This window comes from Pseudomonas fluorescens group sp. PF-1 (genome assembly GCF_054481335.1).
Genome location: NZ_JBTMNG010000002.1, coordinates 3,386,195 through 3,398,356 on the forward strand (window position 1 = coordinate 3,386,195; position 12,162 = coordinate 3,398,356).

5 protein-coding genes and 6 pseudogenes are annotated in these 12,162 nt (G+C 54.0%); 5 read left to right on the top strand and 6 right to left on the bottom strand.

Going from position 1 to position 12,162, the window contains the following annotated elements:
* Window positions 1–206: 206 nt before the first annotated feature.
* Window positions 207–1,130 (top strand): hypothetical protein, encoded by a 924-nt coding sequence (locus tag ACX3YD_RS30340; RefSeq protein ID WP_458961833.1) that lies wholly within the window; start codon window positions 207–209, stop codon window positions 1,128–1,130.
* Between the two features lie 112 nt (window positions 1,131–1,242).
* On the opposite strand, the pseudogene ACX3YD_RS30345 reads toward ACX3YD_RS30340, so the two are convergent.
* A pseudogene (locus tag ACX3YD_RS30345) lies at window positions 1,243–1,557 on the bottom strand (integrase core domain-containing protein); the annotation flags it as partial.
* Between the two features lie 38 nt (window positions 1,558–1,595).
* Here ACX3YD_RS30345 and ACX3YD_RS30350 point away from each other — a divergent pair.
* The 3 pseudogenes from ACX3YD_RS30350 to tnpC form a co-directional block, all read left to right on the top strand.
* A pseudogene (locus ACX3YD_RS30350) lies at window positions 1,596–2,950 on the top strand (IS30 family transposase).
* Window positions 2,949–3,227, top strand: a pseudogene (locus ACX3YD_RS30355) (IS3 family transposase); the annotation flags it as partial. The pseudogenes ACX3YD_RS30350 and ACX3YD_RS30355, both read left to right, overlap by 2 nt.
* A gap of 30 nt (window positions 3,228–3,257) precedes the next feature.
* Window positions 3,258–4,025: pseudogene (tnpC, locus tag ACX3YD_RS30360) on the top strand (IS66 family transposase); the annotation flags it as partial.
* A 313-nt stretch (window positions 4,026–4,338) separates the two neighbouring features.
* Here the strand turns inward: tnpC and ACX3YD_RS30365 are convergent.
* The 5 genes and pseudogenes from ACX3YD_RS30365 to ACX3YD_RS30385 form a co-directional block, all read right to left on the bottom strand.
* Window positions 4,339–4,791 carry a PAS domain-containing protein gene (locus ACX3YD_RS30365; RefSeq protein WP_196586723.1) on the bottom strand — a complete coding sequence of 151 codons (453 nt, stop codon included), beginning with the start codon at window positions 4,789–4,791 and terminating at the stop codon, window positions 4,339–4,341.
* A 38-nt stretch (window positions 4,792–4,829) separates the two neighbouring features.
* Window positions 4,830–5,326 (bottom strand): annotated as a pseudogene (locus ACX3YD_RS30370) (oxidoreductase); the annotation flags it as partial.
* Window positions 5,327–5,500: 174 nt separating this feature from the next.
* Entirely contained in the window at window positions 5,501–8,197 is a 2,697-nt protein-coding gene (locus tag ACX3YD_RS30375; protein WP_458961834.1) for an EAL domain-containing protein, read from the bottom strand.
* Window positions 8,198–8,220: 23 nt separating this feature from the next.
* On the bottom strand, window positions 8,221–9,339 hold the full coding sequence (locus ACX3YD_RS30380) for a methyl-accepting chemotaxis protein (protein WP_458962102.1): 1,119 nt from the start codon (window positions 9,337–9,339) through the stop codon (window positions 8,221–8,223).
* Between the two features lie 165 nt (window positions 9,340–9,504).
* Window positions 9,505–9,786 (bottom strand): annotated as a pseudogene (locus ACX3YD_RS30385) (PAS domain-containing protein); the annotation flags it as partial.
* Between the two features lie 382 nt (window positions 9,787–10,168).
* Here ACX3YD_RS30385 and ACX3YD_RS30390 point away from each other — a divergent pair.
* Window positions 10,169–11,725, top strand: coding sequence for a methyl-accepting chemotaxis protein (locus tag ACX3YD_RS30390; RefSeq protein ID WP_458961835.1), 1,557 nt, complete (start codon window positions 10,169–10,171; stop codon window positions 11,723–11,725).
* Window positions 11,726–12,162: the final 437 nt, after the last annotated feature.

The window sequence follows — 12,162 nt, forward strand, 5'->3', positions numbered from 1 at the left end:
CTCCTGCACGTTCGACGGGAGCCGAAGCTTTGTCCCAATAATGAGTGTTGAGCAGCAGGCAAACGTTCGACGAGTCGTAAGCGTCTGCCAAACTTGTGTTGACCACTACAGTCGGATGATGGCTCCGAAGATCAGTTCCCAAGTTAAGATCTCTTCAGGGCTGGCGTTTTAGCAACCGCCGCCCGGACTACCTAATGGGCATGTGAATGGATCAAGCGTTAAACCAACGGCTTTTGGTGCCGGACGACAAGATTGTGGTCGTTCTGGACACCGCGCCTGCTCGAGAACTAGCCTATGTTGACGAGATACCAGCATGGGTAAACATTTTCGCTGAGATGTCCCAGCACGGGTATAGCTTTTCACTGGCCGACGGGACGTTTGCAGAGTTGCTCAACCAGCGTGGGAAAGACGCGATTTCGGGTGATCAGCTACTCAAGATCATTCAGCGTCTGGCACTCTTTCTAGCTCCAAACCTACCGGTGCTGCTAGGGAAGCGTGATCTGCGAGGAATGTTGCAGCTTGAACGTCTGGACTGGGATGAGAGTGAATGCCAAGCCCTTTCCCAGGCAGCGTGGGGGGAGCTCAGGCGTCGAGTGGACGCCGTGGATGCCCAAGGCTCACCTGAAGCGATTCTCCAGAAAGAGCGTGATGATTGGATTGACAACTTCATCCGTTGGCGGACGCAAATTGCAGGCATGATCGCCCGGGAGACTGCTCTATCGACGACAGCAGAAGCAGTCGAGCCAGAGCCATTTGACTTGAACTCAAAAACTCAAATAGTGCTTCAAGCGATGGAGAGGGTGCAGGTATCTCAGGACTTGATTACACCACCGATGTCCGTACGGAATCATCTTCAGAATCGCTATCTCTGGAGGCAGATCGTGCGCTCCCTGAAGCCGGAGTGCCCTTACGATCCACTGGCGCGAAAAAAACGGAACGACGGAATCGACGCAGATCTTTATCGCTTCCTGATACTCCCCGCGTTGGTGGTGACAAGGGACAAGGCTTTCTTGGGCGGGCTCGCTGATATCGACAGTTTTCAGACTGGCTGGTTTTTCAGCCCCGAGGATCTTGCTGGCGAATGGCTCGGCGGTACCAAGCCTGCACCGACCTGGCCGGGATGCCTATAGGGTAAGCTCGCTCGGTATGGAAGGCTACAAGGGCACGTTAGTAGGCATTAAGAACGATGGTGTCCGCGTTTTTTTACGCGGTCGCGATCACCCTTATCGCCAGGTGTAGTGGTCAACTAATCCCGGACACGACGTTAAGTTTTTTCTCGGCCTGAGCTGGGGCCAATCCGTTATTGAATTGGTGCGGTCTAATCCAGTTGTACCGATGCATCAGGTAATGACTGATGTCGCGGTGCGCTTCTTGAGCTGTCATGTAGCCCACGGTCGGTATCCATTCAGTTTTCAAGCTGCGAAACACACGCTCCATCGGCGCATTATCCCAACAGTTTCCACGACGGCTCATGCTTTGGCGCATGCGGTAACGCCAGAGCCGTTGGCGAAACTGGCGACTGCCATATTGGGCGGATTCAACCGGTCGTCGCAACACCTCTGATCGAGGTGTTTATGGGACGACCTGCAGGCTGGATGCAAAAATTGACGGGACGAGGGGCGATGCGTTCGCCAGGTGCGCCGTCGCTTCGCAATGAAATCGAGCGGCTGTTTTGGGCGCAGATCGCAACCGGGATCACAAGCGAAAAGGCAGCGCAGGCCATTGGCGTTTCATCAGCGGTAGGCACACGCTGGTTCCGTCATCGGGGCGGGATGCCGTTGTTTATGTCTAACCACATATCCGGAAGGTACTTATCGTTCGCAGAGCGAGAAGAGATTGGACTGCTTAGGGCGCAAAGTGTTGGCGTGCGCGAGATTGCCCGTCGCCTTGGACGAAGCCCATCGACAGTTTCACGGGAGCTGGCACGTAATGCTGCAACTCGTTGCGGTCGGCTTGAGTATCGAGCTTCAGTCGCACAATGGAAGGCAGAATTGGTTGCCAAGAGGCCAAAGCCAGCGAAACTGGCGACTAACCCACGACTGCATCACTACGTGCAAGACCGTCTGGAGGGTAAGGTTCACGACGCTGATGGCCGTGAGATTACTGGGCCTCGACAAGCTCCCTTCAAAGGCCGAAATAAACCACACCGCAGTGACCGTAAATGGGGCAGCGGCTGGTCACCCGAACAGATTACCAACCGGCTACAGATCGATTTTCCGGACGATGAATCCATGCGCATCTCTCACGAAGCCATATATCAGGCGCTCTACATTCAGGGGCGAGGGGCTCTCAAGCGCGAACTGGTTAGCTGTTTACGCACGGGGAGAGCATTGCGCGTGCCGAGAGCCAGGGCGCAGGCCAAGGCGTGGGCACATGTCAGCGAGGATGTCATGATCTCCAGTCGCCCTGCCGAGGTGGAAGACCGAGCTGTACCAGGGCATTGGGAGGGCGACCTGATCATCGGTCTAAACCGTTCTGCGATTGGAACGCTGGTCGAGCGTTCAACTCGATTCACCATGCTCGTCCATCTGCCCCGCGAAGAAGGTTATGGGCTAATTCCCCGAACGAAGAACGGCCCGGCACTTGCCGGTTACGGGGCAGTTAGCATGGCCAACGCGTTGAAGAAGACGGTGACTGATCTTCCCGTCGAGCTGTGGAGATCTTTAACCTGGGATCGTGGGAAGGAGCTATCGGATCCGGAGTAAAGGTCTTCTTCGCTGACCCTCATAGTCCATGGCAGCGCGGCACGAACGAGAATACGAACGGTCTTCTGCGCCAATACTTCCCGAAAGGTACCGACCTGTCTCGCTGGAGTGCTCAAGAGATCCAAGCCGTAGCTCACGCGCTAAACACGAGACCCCGAAAAACACTCGGCTGGAAAACACCCGTCGAAGCTCTGAATGAGTATCTAAAATCTGTTCAACAACCCGGTGTTGCGACGACCGGTTGAATCCGCCCAATATGGTAGCGATGACTGGAAACGTTTTTGTCTGGCCAACCACCTCGAGCCGAGTATGAGCCGCCGAGGAAACTGCTGGGACAATGCGGTGGCGGAGTCTTTTTTCAGCAGCCTGAAAAAAGAGCGTATCCGTAAGCGGATCTACAAAACCCGGGACATGGCCCGGGCCGACGTATTCGATTACATTGAAGCGTTTTACAACCGAACGCGTCGTCACAGCCACCTGGGCGGCGTCAGTCCTGAAGCCTTTGAAAGAGCCTCACTTTGAGGCTGGAAAATGTCTATGGGGGCGGGGGCGATTCAGATGCTAGCGCCCGGAGAGAAGAAAACGCATCGAGCTTATGTCTGGGCTTATTGCACGACGCCGTTCTCGGCCCTCAAGGCGGTGGTCTACGACTTCAGCCCCAGCCGCGCCGGCGAACATGCGCGTAACTTCCTGGGCACCTGGAACGGCAAGCTGGTCTGTGATGACTTCGCGGGTTACAAGGCCAGCTTCGACCTGGGCATCACCGAAATCGGCTGCATGGCGCATGCCCGCCGTAAGTTCTTCGACCTGCATGTAGCGAACAAAAGCCAGTTGGCCGAACAAGCGCTGCACTCAATCGGCGGGCTGTACGAAGTCGAACGGCAGGCCAAAGACATGAGCGATGAAGAACGCTGGCGATTACGCCAAGAAATAGCGGCGCCCATTGCACAGAAGTTACATGAGTGGATGCTGGGTCAGCGCGACCTCGTGCCCGAGGGCTCGGCCACGGCCAAGGCTCTGGATTACAGCTTGAAACGCTGGGTAGCGCTGACGCGCTACCTGGATGATGGTGCCGTCCCCATCGACAACAACCCGGTGGAGAACACGATCAGGCCATGGGCGCTTGGGCGCTCCAATTGGTTGTTCGCCGGGTCTCTGCGCAGTGGCAAACGAGCGGCAGCGATCATGAGTTTGATCCAGTCGGCACGCATGAACGGGCATGATCCGTACGCGTATCTCAAGGAGGTACTGACGCGATTGCCGACGCAGAAAGCTAGTGAGATCGAGCATCTACTGCCGCATCAGTGGATGCCTGGCTGATCTACGCAAGGCGTATTCCCCGTACGCTTACCAATTACGAACTGACGTCTGACGAGAGCGATATGGACACCCTTGTGGAATGCATGGCTCATTTCCAGCTCCGACTTTAAAAACTGTAGAGAGTGGCGAAACGAAAAATCATCGCATCACCGGCGCACAAGCGTGCATGCGATAACCCGCCATACTAGCATTAATAAAGGTCACGCGGAGTCGCGCCCGAGCCCTGAAGGCCTTGACGCAACAACTCGCGAACCTAGGGTCTTGGTTTCTAGAGCGCACAGCGGGTTCATTAACCCATCAAGGGCGGATGTATTTAGGCTTTAGATTGCAATTGAGCCAGTTGGATTTTCAGCTGGGCGACTTCAGCTTCCAGTTCACGCACTCGCTCCTTAGCCTCAACTTCTACGCTGACGTCCTTCTGGATACCGATGAAGTAGGTGAGTTGATCGGTGTCATTGAACACCGGGGTAATCGACAGTTCGTTCCAGAAGGCACTACCGTCTTTGCGATAGTTGCGAATGACTTGTCGGCAGGGGAGAAGGTTCCTTATCGCCTCGCGGATTACTGTCAAACCGGCTTGGTCACGGTCATCACCCTGCAGGAAACGGCAGTCCTGGTACAGGATGTCATCAACGCTGTACCCGGTCAGGCGCTGGAAGGCTGGGTTGGCGTAGATCAGGATGTTTTCGTCACCTTCCTGCTCTGCTACCACGATGCCATCGTTAGATGCTTCAACCACCAGTTTCAGCAGTTCTGCGTCGATCATTTTCAGAGCCCCAGTGAGTGACATATCATTTTTAGCGGTTACCCACCATACACGGAATAATCAGTATAACCCTCGGCATTGCCGCCATACACGGTGGCTGAGTTCAGAGGGTTCAACGGCCAATCGTTCGCGATTCTGGCTGGTAGATCCGGGCTGGCCATGAACGTACGGCCGAAAGCGACAAGGTCGGCCAGTCCTGAATCCAGCAAATGCGCGCCGCTTTGTGCGGTGTAACGACCGGCATAGATGATCGCCCCGCTGAAGGTACTACGAACTGCGCGACGGAATGAATTCGGCATCCATGGTGCATCATGCCAGTCCAGTGGTAAGCAATGCCGGCATCCTCAAGTACTTTGATCGCTTCGATGTAGGTGGTATGAGGATCGTCTTCAACCATCTCTAGGTAAGTGCGCACCTCATCGGTGCAGATGAACAATGGCGCGAAACGGACGCCAACTTTCTCTTTGCCAATACACTCGGCTACCCCAGCAACCACCTCACGCAGAAACCGCAGGCGGTTGTGAAGGGAACCGCCTTGTCAGCCGCACCGCTTAGATAAAGAACTACTCCCCATGGGCTAAGCGGCCTTCCCAGACCAATAATGCAGGGCAGGAGTTCTATCGGCAAAGCCCACAACGGGACTCCGAGGAGTGCTAGGGAAAACAATAGAAACTAACTTGATCTGCGAATATCCTCTGGCACGCATTTGTTATAGGTTTATTATCGATGTGCTCGGTGCGTCCAGTGCGCTTGACTCTAAAAAAATAGGGCCTTCACTCTCGATTTTCAAAGTGTTTGTCGGTATTAGGCGCTCCAACTCCATCAGCGGCATTGGTCGACCAAAAAGGTAACCCTGGAAACTCTGGCAGCCGAGCTCCAGCAGAGCGATGTATTGCTCATGAGTCTCCACCCCTTCGGCAATCACCTCTAGCTGCAGACTATTGGCCAATGCGCAGATGGCGCTGATGATTGCAAGACTGTTTGTATCGCCTGGTAGCTCACGAACAAAGGACTGGTCGATCTTCAATTGATCTAGCGATAATTGCTGCAAATAGGCAAGCGACGAGTAACCGGTGCCAAAGTCATCGATTGAGAAACGAATACCATGGGCTTTGAGTTCGCATATGCGAGCAACGGCACCTGGCAAGTCGTCAAGGAGTAGCGTTTCGGTAAGCTCAAGTTTCAGCCTGTGCGGATCTGCGCCACTTTGCTCAAAAATCTGAAGCACTCGCTCGACAAAGTTTGGCTGATAGAGGAGCCGTGCACTTAGATTGACGGACAAACTGAGCAATGCTGTGGCCGATTGGTGGCGCCACAACGCTAGTTGATGGCAAGCCTTCTGTAGCATTTGTAAATCCAGTGTCTCGATCAAGCCGGCGAGTTCAGCCACCTCAACAAAGGCCGCCGGACTCAGTAGACCACGCTTAGGATGTTGCCAGCGTGCCAGTACTTCAGCGCCAACCAGGCAACCTTTGTCATCAAACTGTGGTTGCAGGTAGGGGATGAACTCTTCAGACATCAGCCCCCGGCGGATATCCTGTTCCAGATTTAGACGCTCGCTAATGGCCTCTTGCATGCGTGGATCGAAGAACCGTACCGTATGCTTGCCCGCCGCTTTAGCCTCATACATCGACAAGTCCGCACGTTGCATGAGCTCATCTATCGAACAAGAACTGTCGTTGAACAGGGTCACGCCGATACTCGCACTGCTGCGCAGTTCCAGACCGTCAATTTGGTAAGGTTCGGCCAGTGTTGCTAGTAGCAATGTGGTCACATGCTCGACCTGCAAGGCGGCCTGTTCTGGTTTCTTGTTGAGATGCTCTAGCAGCACCACAAACTCATCTCCGCCAAGGCGTGCCACGGTGTCACTCACCCGCACTGCGCCGTTGAGCCGCGCAGCGGCGAGACATAAGACTTTGTCACCAATATGATGCCCATGCAGATCGTTGATATTCTTAAATCCATCGAGGTCGAGAAACATCAGCGCTGCGCATTCGCCGCTACGCACGCAACCATCCAGCACGTGCTGCAAGCGATCGAGGAGAAGGCTCCGATTGGGCAGGTCGGTTAGTCCATCAAAAAAGGCAAGACGCTGGATACGCTCCTCGGCCGCCTTACGCTCGGAGGTATCGTCAATTGATGCGACATAATTGATGACTTGGCCCTGGGTGTCTCGTACCGCGCTGATCGACAGCCATTCAGGGAAAATCTCTCCGTTTTTACGGCGATTCCAGATTTCGCCTTGCCAGCGATCCGCTGCCTTGAGCTGTTTCCACATGCTTTGATAAAACGCCAGACTTTGACGTCCAGAGCTGAGCAGGCTGGTTCGCTGACCCACGGCCTCCTCACTGCTATACCCGGTGATGGTGCTGAAGGCCTGATTCACTCGCAGGATTCGGTTGAACTCGTCGGTGATAATCATGCCTTGCTGCGTTTCAAACGCAGCAGCTGCGATGCGCAATTGATGTTCGTCATCGACTCGCTGGGTTACGTCGCGGGCGAGTACCACCACTGCTTGCTTGCCATTGACTTGAATATCCAGGCGCTGGGCATGCCCCTCAAGTATCTTTATGCCGTCTGCGCTCTGCCGAGTGTATTCGATGAGTTGCGGTCTATCGCTGGCCAAGGTCTGCCCTATGAACTCCATAAAGCGCTCGGCTTCGCTTTGAGGCAACACATCGTGCACGCTTTGCCCGATACGTGCGGTCAGGGAACCACTGTGCGCTTCATTCTTGGAAGGAGTCACCTCAAGATAGAGTCCATCTTCATCCAGCACCAAAAGGGTGTCAGGGATCGCTTCGGTGATTGCGCGTAGGCGCGACTCCCTGAGTTGCAGGGCGAGCTCGGTTCGTTGGCGTTGCTCGATCTCTTTGAGCATCAAACCCAGTACAACTGTTGCAACTGGCATGACCAGCAGCAAGGGAACAGCTGTCTGTTCCAAGCTGGATGCTGCTTGTGCTGCGGGCAACAACAGCATATCCAAAACCTGCATTAAGAGGCCTAAAAGCCAAAGCTGCCAAGGGCCGATAGCGAGCTTGCCGCTTAAGGAACAATGCCGGTACAACAGGCCAAACAGTATGGATAGGCAGATCTCCGCCAGACCGAAGGCCATACCGCTGCCACCCATCCATATTCGGTAAATACCCGCGATCAGGCCGGCAACGCCGGCTACGAGTGGCCCGTTAAATAGTGCGGCCATGCTCAGAACTACGCTGCGGCCATCGAAGAATATTCCGGGCTCTGGTGAAATGGGATTCAGCATGCCGATCACGCAAATAGCGCCGAAGAGTAGTCCTAAAACCCATTTTATGGCTGCGCTGTGCTTGTCCCAGCGACGCGTAATGAACGCGTGCAGCCAGCACAAAGCCAAAAGCAACGCCGCTCCATTAATAAGGCTGATAATCAAGAGACCCTCTCCCTTAGGTCTGGTTACCTGTTGAAGCGTTCAACCAGAGCCCGTAAACCACGGGAGGTAGTTTCAAGCTCACTGCCACGAGCGACTGCTGCGTTAGCATTTTTAGCTGTTCGATCAACCGTCCCTGCAACGTTGTTGATTTGCCGAGAAATATCTTCGGCGACATGCGCCTGCTCTTCTGAAGCGGCGGCCATTTGCTGACTCATGCCACTGATGCGTTCGACCGCCTCGCGAATACCTTGAAGGGCACTCTGCGCCTCTATGACCTGCTGCACGCCGTGATCTGCCTCGCGGATACCGAGTCTGGCAATGCTCACCGCCTCATCAGCACCCTTTTTAAGGGTTTCAATCACACTCTGAATTTGTTGGGTAGACACGCGGGTTTTACTGGCCAAAGCGCGAACTTCATCAGCGACCACAGCAAAACCTCGACCCTGTTCACCAGCCCTGGCGGCTTCTATTGCCGCATTGAGGGCCAGCAAGTTGGTTTGATCCGCAATAGATTGGATCACCCCGGCAGCCGTCATAATTTGCTGTGTTTCATTGGCGAGATTATCCACCGCAGTGCTGATATTGGTTACCGTGCTAGCCAGATGCTGAATCGCCTCTCTGGTGGTACCGGCGACTTTGTCACCTTGTTCGGCCAGTTCATTCGCTGTTTGCGCCTCAGTCGCGGTTTGCTGAACATGCCCAGCCACCTCACTGATTGAAGCCGCCATTTCAGTCATGGCGGCTGCGGTCATGTCCGTTTCTGCCCGCTGCTCAAGCAAGGCATGTTCAGTCTGATTAGAGAGCAAGGAGGAGTGCGCAGCGGCCTCAGCCACCTGGTTAGCCAGATCGCTCAGTCGAGTCAAGGCGGTTTTAAGGCGCGCATCCTCGCTGATCAGTACCATTTCCAGCTGCGCTGAAGGGCCGTATATATCGCTGTAAGTGAGGGCGCTGATCGGATCACTGAACGCATCGGGAGCGCTTTTTATGATTCGATTGAGTTGGTTAACCTCGCGCGTATAAGTCCACAATCCAATGGCCAAAAAGAGCGCGACGATGATTGTTTGCTCCAGCAGATTCGGCAGCGTGTTAACCACTCCGATAGCTGTCAGTGCCGCAATGGCCGGGAAAATCAGCCTGCCCATAAATGCGGCATAGTGGCGCCTTTTCGGGACGGCCTTTTTGCCGGCGCGAAGACGCTGATACAGTGTTTGTGCACGCGCAATCTGTTCGCGAGTCGGCTTGCCCCTTACGGACTCGTAGCCGACTAGATGGCCATTTTCGAGGATGGGGGTGACGTACGCATTGACCCAGTAATAGTCGCCATTCTTACAACGATTTTTTACGATGCCCATCCAGCTTTTTCCGGCCTTCAGGTAGCTCCACATCATCCCGAAAACAGCAGGCGGCATGTCAGGGTGGCGAACCAAATTGTGTGGGCTACCGACCAACTCCTCACGGGAGTAGCCGCTTATTTTCGTGAACTCATCATTGCAGTAGGTGATTTTGCCGCTGGAATCAGTAGCTGAGATCAAGCGCTGCTGGGCGGGGAAAATTTGCTCAACAGTCGTAATCGTTTGAGTTGCACGCAAGGTTAATTCTCTACAAAAAAGGCATACGTTATGGCCATTATGCCATCACTGCTGCTATTGTCGTAGAGTTTGTGCGGCTATTGAGCTGGATTGAAGATTGCCGATTTTAATTGTGTGGTTTTCCATCAAGGATGCTACTCATCTGGAATGCACATCTGCTGCAACTTTCATGACTCAAGCGGGCACCCTCCGAGGCGGCAGCAAATGAACTATTTCTCTCGTTCTCGGCCTAGGCATGCTCTTGGGGATGTAGGGCTCTATCCATTAGTAGAGCGTCAAAGTGTAGTCAAAGTGGCGTAGGGTTGGGCTGGAGGCATATCCCATCAAATGGGCCTGTGATTTTCTGCCCGCTAGTAAACATCATTTATTGCTTGGAGCATGTATGTTCGATTGGATCAAAAATATCCGTGTGGGCACGAAACTTGGTCTTGGCTTCGGCCTTGTATTGGCGCTTACTTCCCTGCTCGCCCTCACGGGCTGGATAGCGATCAATAGTCTTGATGAGCGGGGCCTCAAAATAGAGAGTATTGCTCGCGTCGCTGAGATGACAAAAGACTTGCGAATTCATCGCTTGCAGATGGAGTTAAATCCCAAAGGCGAGGGTGCGCAGTTGATCCTTCAAACGCTTGCGAAACTAACTAAGCATTTGAATACTGCACGTGCCCAACTGACCGCGCCCAGTGATTTGGCTCTGATTGACCAGCAGATAGCCGCCGTTAAGGTGTACCGTGATGCCCAAGGTACCTTAAACCAGCCGGGCGTCGATCTGACTCCCGTATTCGCCCAAATGGGTGTGCAAGGCGAGATTCTGCTTAATACCACCCAGCAGTTGATAGCGTCACAATCCACCAAGCGCGAATCCGATTCGTCTTTTGCTAAAACCCTGCTTGCCAGTATTGCTGCGTTGGCGCTGCTGCTCGGCGTCGTCGCGGCTTGGATCATTACCCGGCAAATCGTTACACCGTTGCAGCATGTCCTTAAAGACGTCGATCGCATTGCCTCCGGCGATTTGGGTCAGAATTCTGGGGTTAATCGCCGCGATGAGTTGGGTCAACTGCAGAGAGGCCTACGCCAAATGACCACCAGTCTTCGCGAACTGATTGGCGGTATAAGCGCCAGTGTCGTTCAGATTTCTAGCGCTGCTGAAGAGTTGTCAGCCGTCACCGAGCAAACCAGTGCAGGTGTGAACAGCCAAAAAGTCGAAACTGATCAAGTTGCTACAGCCATGAACGAAATGAGCGCCACAGTGCAGGAGGTCGCGCGTAATGCTGAAGAGGCCTCTGACGCCGCCGCTGCCGCAGATCACCAAGCACGAGAGGGTGACAAGGTTGTTGGAGAGGCCGTGGCCCAAATCGAACGTCTGGCTATCGAAGTCGGCAACTCCACTGCGGCCATGGGGAATCTCAGAGAGGAAAGCAACAAAATCGGCGGTGTGCTCGATGTTATTAAGTCGGTCGCACAACAAACCAACTTACTCGCTCTCAATGCCGCCATCGAGGCAGCGCGAGCAGGTGAAGCTGGGCGAGGTTTCGCTGTAGTTGCCGATGAAGTCCGTAGCCTGGCGCAGCGCACCCAGCAGTCCACCGAAGAAATTGAAAAGCTGATCTCCAGATTACAAAGTGGTACTCAAGAAGTGTCCGACGTCATGGAAAGCAGCCGTGTATTGACTGACAACAGTGTTGAATTAGCCCGTCGTGCCGGAACATCGCTGGAAAATATCACCCGAGCGGTGTCTACAATCCAGTTGATGAATCAGCAAATTGCTTCAGCTGCTGAGCAGCAGAGCGCAGTGGCGGAAGAGATAAACCGTAGCGTCCTCAACGTGCGTGATATCTCTGAACAAACGGCTGGTGCTAGTGATGAGACGGCCTCATCAAGCATTGAGTTGGCACGCTTAGGCCACGAGCTTGATGGTTTGGTTAAACGCTTTCGGCTATAGGTTTAATCTAAATGGTCTCGGTGGGAGTCGCGGTTATCTGCCACTCCAGTTCACAAGGTGCAGGTCGTGAAATAGCTTCTTCAAGCGCTCCTGCTGCTTGGTAACTAACGCGCCCCTTCAATTTCACGAAATTTCTAGCCTGGTCTTTGCGGCCAACTCATCATTGGTTGGATCAGTAAATTTCGAACTGACGGAATCGCACCTGACACAGCGAATGCTGGCAAATTGCCCTACACTGAGTTTCGTTGCAGTGGTGACCACGTAGAAAGCATGCAAAGGGGCGCTCGAAAAGTTTTCTTTCGGGCACATGCGAAAAGGTTAGAGGTAGAGCTGAGCATGAGTCCGAAAGCCTGCTACGCCATTTTTAGGGAGATGAACCGTGCCCAGTATCACTTTTGAATCGCAAATATGCGCATCAGATCTGATCCCTTGGGAAT